Origin of the sequence: Streptomyces sp. NPDC057136, assembly GCF_042670885.1 — a bacterium.
GTDB lineage: Bacteria > Actinomycetota > Actinomycetes > Streptomycetales > Streptomycetaceae > Streptomyces.
Window position 1 is genome coordinate 88,776 of record NZ_JBHUUV010000015.1, and the last position, 15,472, is coordinate 104,247.

The 15,472-nt window shown below is 70.6% G+C and carries 14 protein-coding genes and 1 pseudogene; 6 read left to right on the forward strand and 9 right to left on the reverse strand.

The window, feature by feature from the left end; all coding sequences use genetic code 11:
- Positions 1-61: 61 nt before the first annotated feature.
- The 5 genes from ACFT7S_RS19660 to ACFT7S_RS19680 form a co-directional block, all read right to left on the reverse strand.
- Positions 62-523, reverse strand: coding sequence for an ATP-binding protein (locus ACFT7S_RS19660; protein ID WP_382733430.1), 462 nt, complete (start codon positions 521-523; stop codon positions 62-64).
- Between the two features lie 195 nt (positions 524-718).
- Entirely contained in the window at positions 719-2,815 is a 2,097-nt protein-coding gene (locus ACFT7S_RS19665) for a xanthine dehydrogenase family protein molybdopterin-binding subunit (RefSeq protein ID WP_382733432.1), read from the reverse strand.
- Between the two features lie 18 nt (positions 2,816-2,833).
- Positions 2,834-3,844 (reverse strand): FAD binding domain-containing protein, encoded by a 1,011-nt coding sequence (locus tag ACFT7S_RS19670; protein WP_382733435.1) that lies wholly within the window; start codon positions 3,842-3,844, stop codon positions 2,834-2,836.
- Positions 3,841-4,431, reverse strand: coding sequence for a 2Fe-2S iron-sulfur cluster-binding protein (locus tag ACFT7S_RS19675; protein ID WP_382733437.1), 591 nt, complete (start codon positions 4,429-4,431; stop codon positions 3,841-3,843). Before ACFT7S_RS19675 ends, ACFT7S_RS19670 begins: the two co-directional genes overlap by 4 nt.
- Positions 4,432-4,536: 105 nt before the next feature.
- Entirely contained in the window at positions 4,537-4,923 is a 387-nt protein-coding gene (locus ACFT7S_RS19680; RefSeq protein ID WP_382733439.1) for a hypothetical protein, read from the reverse strand.
- 174 nt (positions 4,924-5,097) lie between these two features.
- Between ACFT7S_RS19680 and ACFT7S_RS19685 the strand changes: the two genes are divergently transcribed.
- On the forward strand, positions 5,098-5,436 hold the full coding sequence (locus ACFT7S_RS19685) for a DUF6479 family protein (RefSeq protein WP_382733441.1): 339 nt from the start codon (positions 5,098-5,100) through the stop codon (positions 5,434-5,436).
- A gap of 147 nt (positions 5,437-5,583) precedes the next feature.
- Positions 5,584-6,408 (forward strand): VOC family protein, encoded by an 825-nt coding sequence (locus tag ACFT7S_RS19690; RefSeq protein ID WP_382733444.1) that lies wholly within the window; start codon positions 5,584-5,586, stop codon positions 6,406-6,408.
- A 2-nt stretch (positions 6,409-6,410) separates the two neighbouring features.
- Here ACFT7S_RS19690 and ACFT7S_RS19695 read toward each other — a convergent pair whose 3' ends face one another.
- Positions 6,411-6,983 carry a DUF6328 family protein gene (locus tag ACFT7S_RS19695; protein ID WP_382733446.1) on the reverse strand — a complete coding sequence of 191 codons (573 nt, stop codon included), beginning with the start codon at positions 6,981-6,983 and terminating at the stop codon, positions 6,411-6,413.
- A 195-nt stretch (positions 6,984-7,178) separates the two neighbouring features.
- On the opposite strand from ACFT7S_RS19695, the gene ACFT7S_RS19700 reads away from it, so the two are divergent.
- A complete protein-coding gene (locus ACFT7S_RS19700; protein WP_382733449.1) occupies positions 7,179-7,565 on the forward strand; it encodes a VOC family protein in 387 nt (128 codons plus the stop codon).
- Positions 7,566-7,637: 72 nt separating this feature from the next.
- Here the strand turns inward: ACFT7S_RS19700 and ACFT7S_RS19705 are convergent, their stop codons facing one another.
- From ACFT7S_RS19705 to ACFT7S_RS19715, 3 genes and pseudogenes are all read right to left on the reverse strand, one after another.
- Complete coding sequence (locus ACFT7S_RS19705; RefSeq protein WP_382733452.1) at positions 7,638-8,114, reverse strand: GNAT family N-acetyltransferase; 477 nt, start codon at positions 8,112-8,114, stop codon at positions 7,638-7,640.
- A 56-nt stretch (positions 8,115-8,170) separates the two neighbouring features.
- Positions 8,171-8,991 (reverse strand): annotated as a pseudogene (locus tag ACFT7S_RS19710) (hypothetical protein).
- Between the two features lie 105 nt (positions 8,992-9,096).
- Positions 9,097-9,894 (reverse strand): tyrosine-protein phosphatase, encoded by a 798-nt coding sequence (locus ACFT7S_RS19715; protein ID WP_382733455.1) that lies wholly within the window; start codon positions 9,892-9,894, stop codon positions 9,097-9,099.
- A 310-nt stretch (positions 9,895-10,204) separates the two neighbouring features.
- On the opposite strand from ACFT7S_RS19715, the gene mutA reads away from it, so the two are divergent.
- The 3 genes from mutA to meaB are packed head-to-tail and all read left to right on the forward strand — an operon-like array spanning position 10,205 to position 15,333.
- Positions 10,205-12,058, forward strand: a complete 1,854-nt coding sequence (gene mutA / locus ACFT7S_RS19720; protein ID WP_382733458.1) for a methylmalonyl-CoA mutase small subunit — start codon at positions 10,205-10,207, stop codon at positions 12,056-12,058.
- Entirely contained in the window at positions 12,058-14,298 is a 2,241-nt protein-coding gene (scpA, locus tag ACFT7S_RS19725) for a methylmalonyl-CoA mutase (protein ID WP_382733460.1), read from the forward strand. The genes mutA and scpA overlap by 1 nt, the downstream gene beginning before the upstream one ends.
- A 12-nt stretch (positions 14,299-14,310) precedes the next feature.
- Positions 14,311-15,333: a methylmalonyl Co-A mutase-associated GTPase MeaB gene (meaB, locus tag ACFT7S_RS19730; RefSeq protein ID WP_382733463.1), complete on the forward strand. Its 1,023-nt coding sequence runs from the start codon at positions 14,311-14,313 to the stop codon at positions 15,331-15,333.
- Positions 15,334-15,472 lie beyond the last annotated feature (139 nt).

Below are 15,472 nucleotides of genomic sequence, written 5' to 3' on the forward strand. Positions count from 1 at the left end.
GCGGATCATGCGTGCGATGTGCACGCGGTCCGCGCCGGCCGGGTCGTTACCGACAGCGCTGTCATACGAGGACGGGAACCGGCAGTTCCCGCGCTTCGCGTACGCCGGGCAGCGGCGGATGCGGCACCAGTTCAGTGCTCCGCGGCGCCTGGGCGTAGCGGGTGAACCAGACAACCTTGCCCTCGGTGGTGCGGCAGGTGCCCCAGCTGTCGCTCAGAGCCATGACGCGGCTGAGGCCGCCGCCACCACCGCTGAGCAGCTTCGGCATCTCGCTGCCGTTGTCGGCAACGGACACCGTGAGGTGCCGGCCCGTCCAGCGGAGTTCGACGACGGCCTTGTTGTCGTCGCCGACATGACGGTGGACGTTTGTCAGGAGCTCCTCGGCAGCCCGGCACACCGGCCGGACGTGCAGATCAAGACTCCAGTGACGAAGGTGCGCGGCAACTATGCGCCGCAGCTGGGAAACGCGCTCTGCCGATACGTGCAGTTCGACCTGATAGCGCCGGTCGAGTGGAACGGTCATCGTCGAGGCTCCTCACCGCGAGGCCCACATGCTTCACCTTGTTGAACCAACGACCCCCGAATACGAAGCGTGAGCAGTCATCACTTCTGGGTCACTCATTAGGGTGACCCGGAGGAGCCATTATCGCAACAAATGAGCGCTTCCAGCAGGTCAGCGAGTCCGAGGCCGCCCCGGATCGGGGCCGAACGGGCGCGCTCACGGCAGGTAGGGCAACAGCTTGTCGGGGGTGAGCGGCAGTGCGCGCAGCCGGGCGCCGGTGGCGTGGCGCACCGCGTTCCCGATGGCGGCGGCGGTACCGACGATGCCGATCTCCCCGATGCCCTTGCTGCCCATGGGGTTGAGGTGCGGGTCGTCCTCCTCGATCCAGTGGACGCGGATATCGGGGACGTCGGCGCAGACCGGCACATGGTAGGAGGCCAGGTCGCTCTCGGTGAAGTCGCCGAAGACCGGGTCCATGGTGCTGCCCTCGGTCAGAGCCATGCCCAGGCCCATGACCATGCCGCCGATGAACTGGGAGCGTGCGGTGCGGGCGTTGAGGATGCGCCCGGCGGCGTAGACACCGAGCAGGCGCCGTACGCGCACCTCGCCGGTGAGGGAGTCGACCGCGACTTCGGCGAACTGCGCGCCGAACGCGTGCCGGGCGTACGGCGGCTCCTTCGCCGCCTCCTGCTCGGTGTCGGCGGTGACGGTGATCCCGTCGTCCGGGACCGGTCCGGTGTGCGCGCGCAGCCGGCCGGCCAGGGCCGTGGCCGCCTTGTGCACCGCCCACCCCCAGGAGGCCGTACCGGAGGAGCCCCCGGCCAGTGGGGCGTTGGGCAGGTCGCTGCTGCCGATCTCGACGGCCACGTTCTCCACGGGGGTGTCCAGCGCCGCGGCGGCGATCTGGGCGAGGACGGTACGGGCGCCGGTCCCGATGTCGGTGGCGTTGGTCCGGATGCGGTACGAGCCGTCGGGCGCGGCGTGGGCCGATGCGGTGGAAGGGACGACGAGTACGGGGTACGTCGCCGAGGCCACCCCGGTGCCGATCAGCAGCGGCCCCTCCTGCCGGACGGCGGGCTGCCGGTCGCGGCCGTGCCAGCCGAACCGTTCGGCACCGTCCCGCAGACAGGCCGCGAGGTTGCGGCTGCTGAACGGAAGTCCGCTGTCCGGCTCGGCCGCCGGTTCGTTGCGCAGGCGCAGCTCGATGGGGTCGACGCCCAGGGCGCAGGCCAGTTCGTCCATGGCCGACTCCAGGGCGTACATCCCCGACGCCTCCCCCGGTGCGCGCATCCAGGACGGGCTGGGCACGTCGAGGGCGGTCACCCGGTGCACGGTACGGCTGTGGGGCGAGGTGTACATGGTGCGCGCGGGCACGGCGGCCTGCTCGACGAATTCCTTGACGGTGGAGGTGTGCGTGACGATCTCGTGGGCCAGCGCGCTGATCACACCGTCGTCGTCGGCGCCGAGCCGTACCCGCTGCACAGTGGGCGCCCTGTGGCCCACCACGGCGGCCAACTGCTGCCGCGGCATGGCGAGTTCGACCGGCTGCCCGGTGTGCCGTGCGGCCATGGCCGCCAGCACGACCTGGGGACGCGGGGTGCCCTTGGAGCCGAATCCTCCGCCGACGTGCTCGGAGACGACGGTGATCTGCCCGGTGCGGAGCCCGAACGCCTGGGCGAGGCTGTCGCGCACCTTGGTGGCGCCCTGACTGGAGTCGTGGACGGTCAGGTGGTCGTCGGCCCACCGCGCGGTGGAGGCGTGCGGCTCCATGGGGTGGTTGTGGAGGGCCTCAAGGGTGTACGTGGCGTCGATGCGGACCGGGGCCACGGCGTACGCCCCGTCGAAGTCGCCGCGTTCGCGGACGGCGGGGTAGCCGCCGTTCGCCTGCTCGGGTGTGTAGAGCCCCGGATGGTCGTCGGTGAGGACGACATCGTGCTCGCTGGTCTCGTACTCGATCCGCACCGCGCGCGCCCCGGCGCGGGCGGCTTCGAGCGTGTCGGCGACCACGAGCGCGGCGGGCCACCCGCGGTGCGGGACACGGTCGTTCTGGAGGACCGCGAGGATCGGGTCGTCCGGCTCCTTCAGTCGCGGGGCGTTGTCGTGGGTGAGGACGGTGTGCACGCCCGGGACAGCGAGGGCGTCGGCGGTCCGGATCGCGGTGATCCGTCCGCGGGCGACGGTGGCGGGGACGGGCCACGCCCGCAGACAGCCGGGCGGGGCGTGCTCCGCTGCGTAGCGCGCGGCGCCGGTGACCTTGTCCCGGCCCTCGCGACGGACGACGGGCGCGCCCGTGGACTGGTGGGCGTGGCTCATACGGGAGTCCTCGGTTCCTCAGGTGCGGGGTGTGCCGGGCGATGCGACTCGGGCGGTGAGCTCGGTGAGCGCGCCGACGGCCAGATTGCGGGCGAGGTCCACCTTGAAGGCGTTGCCGCGCAGGGGACGTGCCGCGTCGAGTTCGGCGTGTACCGCCCGCACGAAGGTGTCGTGCGTGGCGGGGGCGCCCCGCAGCACCTCTTCGGCCGCGCGGGCGCGCCAGGCCTGGTGGGCGAGGCCCCCGAAAGCGAGGGCAACGTGCTCGACGCGGCCGTCGCGCACGTCCAGCACCACGGCGACGGAGGCCAGGGCGAAGGCGTAGGAGGCGCGGTCGCGGGCCTTGCGGTAGAGGGAGACGGCGTTGTCGGGGCCGGGCGGCAGCACCACTTCGGTGATCAGCTCGCCCGGCCGGATCGTGGTGTCCTGGTCGGGGCTCTCGCCCGGCAGCCGGTGGAAGTCGGTGACGGATACGGTCCGTTCGCCTTCGGGGCCGTGCAGCCGGACCGTGGCGTCGAGGGCGGCGAAGGCGACGGCCATGTCCGAGGGGCCGACGGCGACGCACCGGTCGGAGTACCCGAGGACGGCGAGGTCGCGATGGGAACTCTCCCGGGCCGGACACCCGGCGCCCGGCGTCCGCTTGTTGCACGGCTTGGAGATGTCCTGGAAGTACGGGCAGCGGGTGCGCTGGAGCAGGTTTCCGCCGGTGGTGGCGGCGTTCCGCAGCTGCCCGGACGCGCCGGCGAGCAGGGCCTGCGACAGTGCGGGGTAGCGGGTGCGTACGGCGGGGTGCGCGGCGAGGTCACTGTTGCGTACCGTCGCGCCGATCCGTACGCCGCCTTCGGGGGTGGTGGTCACATGGTCCAGGGGCAGTCGGCTGACGTCGATGAGCAGACCAGGTGTCTCGACACCGAGTTTCATGAGGTCGACGAGGTTGGTGCCGCCGCCCAGGAACCGGGCCCCGGGGTGGCCCGCACCCGCACGGACGGCCTCCGCCACGGAGGCAGGGCGCAGATAGCCGAACGGTTTCACGGCGCCACGTCCTCGATGGCCTCGACGATCCGGGGGTAGGCGCCGCAGCGGCAGAGATTGCCGCTCATCCGTTCCCGGATCTCTTCCCGCCCGAGGGAGGCCGGCGGGACGGGGGCGCCGTCGTACGGCGCGGCCAGGTCGTCGTGCGGCGTGGCATGGGAGGGGAACCCGTCGGCCGCCTCACCGAGCATGCCGACGGCCGAGCAGATCTGGCCCGGGGTGCAGTAGCCGCACTGGAGGGCGTCCCGGTCCAGAAACGCCTGCTGGACGGGGTGCAGGCGGTCCCTGTCGGCCAGCCCTTCGACGGTGGTGACGTGGGCACCGTCGTGGGCCACGGCGAACAGGAGACAGCTGTTGACCCGCCGCCCGTCGACGATCACGGTGCACGCACCGCACTGGCCGTGGTCGCAGCCCTTCTTGGCACCGGTGAGACCGAGGTACTGGCGCAGCGCGTCCAGGACGGTGGTGCGGTGATCGAGCGTCAGGGTCCGTGCGGTCCCGTTGATATGCAGGGTGAGCGTCGACCGGTCGTAGGCGGCGGCCAGGACGTGGCCGGTACCGCCTTCCCCGGGACTGGTGGGGTCCATGCGCGAGCACCTTCCGGATCCGAGGCTTTTGCCCTGGTTCCTACCAGATGCACGGGAGTCTGCGCGGGACCGTGGCGGACCGGTCGGCACCTGACGCCGATCGGGCTACCGGTTGCCCAGCTTCAGCCGTACCTCCTCCTCCTGGTCGCCGGCGGCCATTCCGACCATCTGTACGGCGAACGACTCGGCGAGGTGCCGACGGAAGCGGTCGACCGCCCAGTAACCGCCCTGCACGTCCACGATCACCGGCGCGGTCAGCTGCGCGGGCGCGTCCGAGGCCCTGGTCTCGCTCACATCGACGGTCGCGAACCACACGGTCGGGCGCGTCTGCGACGCCTCCTGGGGTTCGTCCTCCGCCGCACGGTCGGAGACGAAGGAGCGGCGCAGTACGTCGAACACGGTCCGCGCATCCTCCTTCGCACATCCCGTGACCGCCACTACTACGTCCCGGCTCTCCTGATGACCGGGTGCCTGCTCTGCCGTGCTGTTCACCGTGATTCCTTCCGGTCGGGCCTGACGGCTCTCCCCTCCAGGCTCACCCCGCAGCCGGACGACTGCGACACGAACGGGACGCGCAAGCGAAACGCATTTCTTCTCAGATCGTCACAAAACATGAATTAACGCCGATACCCGACTGTAAATGGGCCTCCGGGGTATTCGGCAAGCATGGACGTAACGAACGGAGCGCACAGCTCCCTCGCCGCCGCCCTCGCCGAGGGCGGTGGCCCCGTCGGCATTGTCATGCCCATCGCCGGGATCGCCGTGGTGGCCCTGCTCATCGGCGCCTTCTGGTGGGGCAAGCGCCGCCGGGACGAGGAGCCGCCGCCGCCGAGCCCAGAGGAACAGCCGCACAAGCCGGAACACCGCACCCATATCGAGGAGAGCGGGAAGCACGGCTCGGACCACTTCCCCGAGGACAGGCGCGGGCTCTCCCCGTACCAGCTCGGCGACCACGGCAACCAGGTGATCCCGCCCGACACGGAACCGCCGCGCGAAACCCGGTGACCGCCCGCCCGGCAGGCCGTCGCGGCTGACGGTCCTGCCGGGCCGCCCCGGTCGCGTGTTGCGGGAGTGCCCACGTGCGATGAGGCTGGTTCTGGCCCCGCGGCACCGAGTACGTCATGCCGCAGAACCGACGAAGGCAGTGGGACCATGACCGGAAGCGAACCGCGGACGAGCCGGACGGCGGCGCCATTGACCGGGCCCGCCGCGCCCTGCTGGGTCAATCTGCTGACCAGCGACCTGGACGCCGCGCAGTATTTCTACGGCGCGGTGCTGGGCTGGACGTTCCGGCCCAGCCGGATGAGCCGGGAATTCTCCGTGGCGCGCCGCGACAACGTGCCGGTCGCCGGTATCGCGGCGGGGGCGTCCGCCTTTCAGGTGGCCGTGGCGTGGATTCCGTACTTCGCCGTCGCGGACGCCGATACGACCACCGCCCGCATCCGCGAGCGCAGCGGAACGGTCGCCGTCGGCCCGCTGGCGTTCGGCAAGGGACGCGCGGCCCTGGCGTCCGACCGGGACGGCGCCGTGTTCGGAGTCTGGGAGCGGACCGAGCCCAGCACCGCTCCCCCCGCCCCCGCCGACCACTCCCACGCCTGGCTCCGGCTGCGGACGAGGAACGCCTTCGACGCCGCGATCTTCTACGGCGAGGTTCTCGACTGGGCCAGCGGGAATCCCGGCAGCTGCGAGGTGGCCTACGTGAAGGACGAGGTCATCGTGCGGTGCGAGGGACGGCCGCTCGCCCGCATCAGCTCCGGCGCGGTCGAATCCGCACCGGACCCCATGGTGCGCCCGCACTGGCAGGTCCAGTTCCCTGTGGCGGACGTGGAGGGGACCGTGACGTCCGCGCTGGAGCACGGCGGGGGTCTCGTCGAGCGGCGCCCGGTCCACCACGGGAGCGAGGCGACCCTGCGGGACCCCGCCGGCGGGCTCTTCACCGTCACGGACGTCCGGACCCCGGATATCTCCGAGGACTGAGCTCAGAGGTCCGGACCGGACCGCTCGGCGGGCCCCGAGCCGTCCTCCAACCGCGGATCGGCGCTCCGCGCCCGGGCCCGGAGCGGGATGACGAACCAGCATGCGAGGAACCACAGCGCCATGGCTCCCACGAGCCACAGGGCCAGGGAATTGTGCAGCGTCACCCTCATGATGAGAAGCAGGGCGGAGCACATCGTGCAGAACAGCAGCACGAGCCCCACGACGGTCACCCGCGAGGCCCAGGTGACGGTCTGCGGTTTCACCCGCCGACCGGTCAGCAGCCGGTGGTACGACACCGGCCCGATCAGCGCGGCCACCGTCGCCGATCCCAGCAGTACGGTCACCACGTAGATGCCGCGGTCGATGTCCGAAAGGGTGGTGAACCGGGGCTGGAAAACCACGGCGAGCAGAAAACCGAACAGGATCTGTACGCCGGTCTGAACGACCCGCAGTTCCTGAAGCAGGTCGTTCCACCGCCGGTCGGCCCGCTCCTCCTCGGTCTCCTCGCGGCCGTCGTTCCGCCGCCGGCCGCTGTCGCGGTGCGTGCCTTCCCCGCCGCTCGATGCCGATGCCACGGAATGCCTCCGTCCCTGGGGGCCATGCCTTCCAATGGTGTCACTCAGCCGTCCCCGCACCATACGGCGAAGCGGCAAGTGCCTCGACGGCGCGGGATCATTCGCCTAGGATCGTCCGCAAGGCATCGCGCGTCGGTCACCGGCCGGGTGAGGCGTGGAGGTAGCCCGTGAGATGCCCGTTGGAGGCATTCCACAGTGTCGGTCAAGCTGAATCACACCATCGTTCATTGCCGGAACAATCGGGAGTCCGCCGAGTTCCTGGCGCACATTCTGGGTCTGGAAGCCGGCGAGCAATGGGGCCCCTTCGTCCCGCTCCCGCTCGCGAACGACATCACTCTGGATTTCGCGACCATTCCCGCCGAGTCGATCACCCCGCAGCACTACGCCTTCCTCATTTCGGAGGCGGAGTTCGACGTGGCTTTCGCCCGTATCCAGGAGCTGGGAATCCCGTACTTCGCGGACCCTCAACAGAAGCTTCCTGGCGAGATCAACCGCAATGACGGCGGACGGGGTGTGTACTTCCCCGATCCGAGTGGTCACTTCATGGAGATCCTGACGGTCCCCTACGGCGGCTGGTCGTAACAGACCCGAAGGGGCCCGGCCGGGCCTGCTCCAGGACCCGGCCCGGCCCCTTCGCGTACCGGCGGGAGCAGGTCAGTCGATGCCGAGCATCAGCTCGGGCCGGTCCCACATCACCGCGGGCGGGTTGGCCAGGACGGTTCCGACCGGTTCGGCACCCATGCTGCGGTAGAAACCCTCGGCCGGCGGGTGCGAGACGATGCGTACGGCGGTCACACCGGCACACCGCGCCTCCTCCTTCAGATGGCCGATGAACCTGCGCCCGATGCCGCGCCCCTGGGCCTCGTCGCCGACGAACATCAGGTCGAGCTCGGGGGGCGAGATGATCAGCGCGTAGAAGCCCAGCACCTGGCCGGTGGCGGTGTCGGCGGCCACGAACACCTGGTGGGTCTCGATGTAGTCGGGACCGATCCGGTAGCCCTCGACCATGGGCGCGTAGGGACCTTCGTAGGCGCGCGAGGTCCTGACCAGCCGGGTCAGCCGCTTGGCGTCCCGGGCGGTCGCCCGCCTGATCGCCACGGTCCCGCCCGGCTCCGTAACAGTTGATCTCATAGAGCGAGTATTACGCATGTGTTCGTTCACGATACCCGGAGGCAGCACCCGGGCCGTCAGTGGTCCGCTGCGGCCGCATCGACGGTGAACGAGGCGGTGCGGGACCTTGCCCTCGTGCTGGAAGTCGAGGAAGAGCCGATAGGTGGCGGCGCTGGGCCCTGTCGCGGTGAAAGAGACCTCCGGGCCGGGCCCGCCCTCGTTCGGGTGGACGTGCAGGTAGGCCAGGTCGCCGGAGCGCAGGGCCACCAGATGCCCGTACGCACCGAGGTCGGACTGGAGGTCGGTGACCGGCCTGCCGTCCTTGCTGACGGTCAGGGCGAGTTCACCGGGCTTGCCTGCGCGCAGCCCGCCGTCGAGTGCGACCCGGCAGCCGTCGGCCCCTGCGACGGTGCGGACGGGCGGCATCTTCGCGGGGCTGAAGGCCCCGGCCACGGCGAGATCGACGCCGAGCGTGTGGTTCGCGCTCCGCTCACCGGCGGGGGTGAAGTCGGCGAACGCGCGGTAGCCACCGGCGGCGGGAAGTTCGACAGGGACCGACCAGGTGCCGTCCGCCGCCCGCACCGGATGCAGATGGCGGAAGGTGGTGAGGTCGCGCGAGGCCAGGATGAAGTGGAGTTCCTTGCCGTGTTCGCGGCGGTAGTCGGTGACGTTGTCGCCGTGGTCGTCCGTGATGGCGAACCGGATCTCGCTGCGGTCACCGGCCGCGACCGTCGGCGTGCTTCCCCTGCTTCCCCTGCTTCTCCTGTGCGGCGTGCTGACCGGCGTGCTGCGGCGCAGTGTCGAACACGGGGTCGGCGCCCTGGCCTACGCCGTACGCGGTACCGAACGTCGCGGCGAGCGCGGCAGCGTACGCGGTGATCTTCAGTCCGGTGTTCATGGCGGTCTCCCCAGCAGGTGACGGGTCTGCTTCCGACACTCATCAGCATACCCCCTGGGGGTATCAAGTCAAGCTGGTTGTGCCGCCTATTGCGCCCGTGCGGGATCAGGCGGGGACGGTGAGTTCGCCGCGCAGCCGCTCCACCACCGGCTGAGGCAGCCGCAGTCCGTCCCGCAAGTAGCCGTCGAGCCCGCCCCACCGCTCGTCCACGGCATCCAGGGCCGCATCCAGATAGCGGGGACGGACCTCGGCGACCGCGGAGGCGATGTCCGGGCAGCCGCCCGCATCGAGGAAGTCCTGGACGTACGGTGCGAAGGCGGCCCGTACGGCCGGGTTGACGGCCAGGAACTCCGCCCGCACCGCCTCCCTCGAGGCACCGGCGATCAGCAGGAGGAGTGCGGCGGCCCAGCCGGTGCGGTCCTTGCCCGCCGTACAGTGGAAGAGGACGGGCCTGGCCCGCCGATCGGCCGCCGTCTCCAGAAAGGCCCGGCAGGCGGCCGCGGCACCGGGCGAGAGCACCATCTGCCGGTACGTCTCCACGAACAGCCCCTCGGCCCTGCCGCCGCCGAGCACCTTCTCTGCCCGCTCCGGATCGGACAGCAGCGCCTTGAGCCGGGCAGGGGTGACGCCCGGCTTGTCCCTGAGTACATCGGCGACGAACAGCCGCGCACCCGAAGGCAGCCGGTCCGGGGCCCACTGCCGCTCGTCGGCGGTACGCAGGTCGACGACGGTACGGATACCGAGCGCGGCCACCGCGATGTCGCGCTCGGTGTCGAGGTCGCTCAGTTGCCCCGAGCGCAGCAGGATTCCCTGCCGCATCCTGCGGTCGCGCGCGAGGGTGATGCCACCCAGGTCGCGGAGATTGAAGACGGTGGCGGCCGGGACGGCCCGGGCGGTCTGCATGATTATCTGCCTCTTTCCCGACGAACTGCACAGGCCAGGATCAACGTCGCATGCAGTGCGAACTTCGACAAAGGAGAACGCCGGGACCCGTCTCCGAAAACCAGCATTCATGATCATTCAGTGACACAGCGGGAGACTTCCACATAATAGGCACCGCACGGCCGATTCTCCCCGCCGAGTGGGGCGCCCGGGTCACACCCCGGCCGCCCCGGATACGCCACGGTCCGTAAAGGATCAAGTACGACCCGGAGAGGGCAAGGTCACAGCCGGTCCAACGCTGCGGCCCAAGTGGCTGCCCTAGCATCTGAGCATGACGGTCCTGCCTGCTGACGGGCTTCCTCTGGCCGCCGAGTTCCCTGACCCTTCCCACGAACAGTGGCAGCACCTTGTCGAAGGCGTGCTCCGCAAGTCGGGCAAGGAAGTCACGGGCACGGCCGCCGAGGAAGTGCTGTCCACCGCGCTGGAGGACGGGCTCACCACCCGGCCCCTCTACACCTCGAACGACACCTCGCCCGGTACCGGTTTGCCCGGCTTCGCACCCTTCACCAGGGGTGGCAGGGCCGAGGGGAACACCGCGGGCGGCTGGGACGTGCGCCAGCGCCACACCCTGACGGATCCCGCGCGCCTCAACGAGGCCGTACTCGCCGATCTGGAGAACGGCGCCACGTCCCTGTGGCTGGCCGTGGGCGGGCCCGCCGGGATTCCGGCCTCCGGCCTCGCCCGGGCCCTGGACGGCGTCCTTCTCGACCTGGCCCCCGTCTCACTCGACGCGGGCGGTGAATTCGAGCCCGCCGTACGGGAGTTGCTACGGCTCAACGAGGAGCGGGGCGTACCGAAGGAAGCCGTGCGCGGCAGTCTCGGCGCGGACCCGCTGGGCCACGCGGCCCGCACCGGCACGGAGCCGGACTTCGACGCCGCCGTCCGCTGGGCGCAGGTCTGCGACCGCGAGTACCCCGGTCTGCGCGCGCTGACCGTGGACGCGTTGCCGTACCACGAGGCCGGCGGTTCGGCCGCCGAGGAGCTGGGCTTCTCGCTGGCGACCGGAGTTGCTTACCTGCGGGCGCTGACGGGCGCCGGCCTCTCCGTCGAAGCGGCATGTGCCCAACTGGAGTTCCGGTTCGCGGCCACCGCCGACCAGTTCCTGACGATCGCCAAACTGCGCGCCGCGCGTCTGCTCTGGGCGCGGGTCGCCGAGGTGTGCGGATCCGTGGACGCCGGGGCGCAGCGGCAGCACGCGGTGACCTCGTCGGTCATGATGACGCGCCGCGATCCCTGGGTGAACATGCTGCGGACCACGCTGGCGTGTCTCGGGGCGGGTGTCGGCGGGGCGGATTCCGTGACCGTGCTGCCGTTCGACCACGCTCTGGGCCTGCCCGACGCGTTCGCGCGGCGCATCGCACGCAACACCTCGACGATCCTGATGGAGGAGTCGCATCTGGCGCGGGTCATCGACCCGGCGGGCGGCTCCTGGTACGTGGAGCGGCTCACCGCCGAACTGGCCGCCGCCGCCTGGGAGTTCTTCCAGGAGATCGAGCGAGCTGGTGGCCAGGCCGCCGCCCTGCGCTCCGGAATGGCCGGTGAACGGCTCGCCGCCACCTGGGCTGCCCGCAGCAGGAATCTGGCGCGCCGCAAGGAGCCGGTGACCGGGGTCAGCGAGTTCCCGAATCTGGCGGAGCCCCCCGTGGAGCGCGAACCGGCGCCCACCGCCTCGGGCGGCGGTCTGCCGAAGGTCCGCCGGGACGAGGCGTTCGAGGCGCTGCGGACCCGGTCCGATGCCCATGTGACGGCCTCGGGCGCCCGCCCCACGGTGTTCCTCGCCGCGCTGGGTCCGGCCGCGACGCACACGGCGCGGGCGTCGTTCGCGTCGAATCTCTTCCGGGCCGGTGGCATCGAGCCCGTCCATGATCCCGATTCGGTGGACGCCTCCACGGTCGCCGACGCCTTCGCCGCCAGTGGTGCGACGGTCGCCTGTCTCTGTTCCAGTGACGCGCTCTACGCCGAGCAGGCCGACTCGGTCGCCGCCGCCCTGAAGGCAGCGGGCGCCGAGCAGGTGTTCCTCGCGGGCCGGCCCGGCGAGTACACCGGTGTCGACGGTTATGTCTTCGCCGGCTGCGATGTGGTCGCCGTCCTCTCCTCCGTACTCGACCGCATGGGAGTGGCGTGATGCAGAACCCCGGAACCGCCCCCGGAACCGCTGCGGGTAACCCGGTCCCCGACTTCTCCGAGGTCCCGCTCGGTACGGCCGTCGCCCCCGAGGCGTCCGCCGACCGCTGGCGCGGCGCGGTGAAGGAGGCGACCGGCCTGTCCGACGAGGGTCTTCTCTGGGAGACGCCGGAGGGCATCGCGGTCAAGCCGCTGTACACGGACGAGGACGTGGAGGGTCTCGACTTCCTCGGGACGTATCCGGGCATCGCCCCGTATCTGCGCGGCCCCTACCCGACGATGTACGTCAATCAGCCGTGGACCATCCGGCAGTACGCGGGCTTCTCCACGGCCGAGGAGTCCAACGCCTTCTACCGGCGTAACCTCGCGGCCGGGCAGAAGGGACTCTCGGTCGCCTTCGACCTCCCCACCCACCGCGGCTACGACAGCGATCACCCCCGGGTGACGGGTGATGTGGGCATGGCGGGCGTGGCCATCGACTCGATCTACGACATGCGTCAGCTCTTCGACGGCATCCCGCTGGACAAGATGTCGGTGTCGATGACGATGAACGGTGCGGTGCTCCCCGTGCTGGCGCTGTACATCGTGGCCGCCGAGGAGCAGGGCGTGCCGCCGGAGAAGCTCGCCGGCACCATTCAGAACGACATCCTCAAGGAGTTCATGGTCCGCAACACCTATATCTACCCGCCGGGTCCCTCGATGCGGATCATCTCCGACATCTTCGCGTTCACCTCGCAGAAGATGCCCCGGTACAACTCGATCTCCATCTCCGGCTATCACATCCAGGAGGCCGGTGCGACGGCCGATCTGGAGCTGGCTTACACGCTGGCCGACGGGGTGGAGTATCTGCGGGCCGGTCGTGACGCGGGTCTGGACGTCGACGCGTTCGCGCCGCGCCTGTCGTTCTTCTGGGCGATCGGCATGAACTTCTTCATGGAGATCGCGAAGCTGAGGGCAGCACGGCTGCTGTGGGCGAAGCTGGTCAAGGAGTTCGAGCCGAAGAACGCCAAGTCGCTCTCGCTGCGCACCCATTCGCAGACCTCGGGGTGGTCGCTGACCGCGCAGGACGTGTTCAACAACGTCACCAGGACCTGTGTGGAGGCGATGGCCGCCACCCAGGGGCACACCCAGTCGCTGCACACCAACGCGCTGGACGAGGCGCTGGCCCTGCCGACGGACTTCTCGGCGCGGATCGCCCGTAACACGCAGTTGCTGCTCCAGCAGGAGTCGGGCACCTGCCGGGTCATCGACCCGTGGGGCGGCAGTGCGTACGTGGAGAAGCTCACGCACGATCTGGCGCAGCGGGCCTGGCAGCACATCGAGGAGGTCGAGGCCGCGGGCGGTATGGCCAAGGCCATCGACGCCGGTATCCCCAAGCTCCGGATCGAGGAGGCCGCGGCCCGTACCCAGGCGCGGATCGACGCCGGGCGCCAGCCGGTCATCGGGGTCAACAAGTACCGGGTGGAGACCGACGAGAAGATCGACGTACTCAAGGTCGACAACTCCTCGGTCCGCACCCAGCAGATCGAGAAGCTGCGGCGGCTGCGCGAGGAGCGCGACGAGGCGGCATGCCAGGAGGCGCTGCGGGCGCTGACGGCCGCCGCCGGACGGGAGCCCGGTCCGGATCTGGACGGGAATCTGCTGGCGCTGGCGGTCGACGCGGCCCGGGCGATGGCCACGGTCGGCGAGATCTCGGACGCACTGGAGAAGGTGTACGGCCGGCACGCGGGCCAGATCCGTACGATCTCCGGGGTGTACCGCAAAGAGGCAGGAGAGTCCCCCGCAGTGGACCGCACCCGCACGCTTGTCGACGCGTTCGAGGAGGCGGAGGGCCGTCGTCCGCGCATTCTCGTCGCGAAGATGGGCCAGGACGGACACGACCGCGGCCAGAAGGTGATCGCCACGGCCTTCGCCGACCTGGGCTTCGACGTCGACGTCGGCCCGCTCTTCCAGACGCCGGGCGAGGTCGCACGTCAGGCGGTCGAGGCGGACGTGCACATCGTGGGCGTCTCCTCGCTGGCCGCCGGTCATCTCACCCTCGTACCGGCGCTCCGCGAGGAGCTGGCGGCGGAGGGCCGCGAGGACATCATGATCGTGGTCGGCGGGGTGATTCCGCCGCAGGACATCGAGGCGCTGCACACGGCGGGCGCCACCGCCGTGTTCCCGCCGGGCACGGTGATCCCGGACGCGGCCCACGACCTGGTCACGCGGCTCGGTGCCGCGCTCGGCCACGAACTGTGAGCCGCTGACCGTATGCCTCCGATCATCGACATCGACAGGTACGCGGAAGGGGTGCTCGACGGGAAGCGTGCGTACATCGCGCGCGCCATCACTCTCGTCGAGTCGACCCGCGCCGAACACCGGGTACTGGCCCAGCAGTTGCTGAGCCGACTGCTGCCGCATGCGGGCCGGGCCCGGCGCATCGGTATCAGCGGGGTGCCGGGCGTGGGGAAGTCCACGTTCATCGACGCACTGGGCACCATGCTCACGGGCCTCGGACACCGGGTCGCGGTGCTGGCCGTCGACCCGTCGTCCACCAGGACCGGCGGTTCCATTCTGGGCGACAAGACCAGGATGGAACGGCTGGCCGTGGACAGCCGGGCCTTCGTACGGCCCTCCCCCAGCGCAGGGACGCTCGGCGGGGTGGCCAAGGCCACCCGCGAATCCATCGTGGTGATGGAGGCCGCGGGCTTCGACGTCGTGCTCGTGGAGACGGTCGGGGTCGGGCAGTCGGAGACGGCGGTCGCCAACATGGTCGACACGTTCCTGCTGCTGACCCTCGCCCGGACGGGCGACCAGCTCCAGGGCATCAAGAAGGGCGTCCTGGAGCTGGCGGACGTCATCGCGGTCAACAAGGCCGACGGCCCGCACGAGCGCGACGCCAGGTCGGCGGCGCGTGAACTGGCGGGCGCACTGCGGCTGATGCACCCGGTGGACGCCGCATGGACTCCCCCGGTACTCACGTGCAGCGCCCGCGAGTCGAGCGGCCTCGACACTCTGTGGGAGCGGCTGGAACAGCACCGCACCCTGCTCGACTCCACGGGCCGGCTGACGGTGAAGCGCCGGGAGCAGCAGGTCGACTGGACGTGGGCGATGGTCCGCGACGAGCTGCTGGACAGCCTGCGCAACCACCCGGCGGTGCGGGAGCTCTCTCCGGCGCTCGAACACCGCGTACGCGAAGGGGAGTTGACGGCCACGCTCGCCGCCGAACGGATTCTCGGCGCGTTCCGCGGCGCCCCGTCGGGGTCCGGGAACGGTGTGGGTCCGGCCAACTGACGTGCCGTGGCCGGCCTCCCCGGAGGCCGACCGCGGGTCGCTCGGAGGCCGACCGCGGGTCGTTAAATCTCCGTGCACGGACTCCGGAGCCTCAGGTACAGTCTTCACGTCCTGTTGTCTCCGATAGAGGTGGACGTTG

What these genes read in the sequence shown, in the direction of transcription:
- ACFT7S_RS19660 (WP_382733430.1), bottom strand. Translation starts at nt 523, where the DNA reads ATGACCGTTCCACTCGACCGGCGCTATCAGGTCGAACTGCACGTATCG.
- ACFT7S_RS19665 (WP_382733432.1), bottom strand. Translation starts at nt 2,815, where the DNA reads ATGAGCCACGCCCACCAGTCCACGGGCGCGCCCGTCGTCCGTCGCGAG.
- ACFT7S_RS19675 (WP_382733437.1), bottom strand. Translation starts at nt 4,431, where the DNA reads ATGGACCCCACCAGTCCCGGGGAAGGCGGTACCGGCCACGTCCTGGCC.
- ACFT7S_RS19685 (WP_382733441.1), top strand. Translation starts at nt 5,098, where the DNA reads ATGGACGTAACGAACGGAGCGCACAGCTCCCTCGCCGCCGCCCTCGCC.
- ACFT7S_RS19690 (WP_382733444.1), top strand. Translation starts at nt 5,584, where the DNA reads ATGACCGGAAGCGAACCGCGGACGAGCCGGACGGCGGCGCCATTGACC.
- ACFT7S_RS19705 (WP_382733452.1), bottom strand. Translation starts at nt 8,114, where the DNA reads ATGAGATCAACTGTTACGGAGCCGGGCGGGACCGTGGCGATCAGGCGG.
- ACFT7S_RS19715 (WP_382733455.1), bottom strand. Translation starts at nt 9,894, where the DNA reads ATGCAGACCGCCCGGGCCGTCCCGGCCGCCACCGTCTTCAATCTCCGC.
- mutA (WP_382733458.1), top strand. Translation starts at nt 10,205, where the DNA reads ATGACGGTCCTGCCTGCTGACGGGCTTCCTCTGGCCGCCGAGTTCCCT.
- scpA (WP_382733460.1), top strand. Translation starts at nt 12,058, where the DNA reads ATGCAGAACCCCGGAACCGCCCCCGGAACCGCTGCGGGTAACCCGGTC.
- meaB (WP_382733463.1), top strand. Translation starts at nt 14,311, where the DNA reads ATGCCTCCGATCATCGACATCGACAGGTACGCGGAAGGGGTGCTCGAC.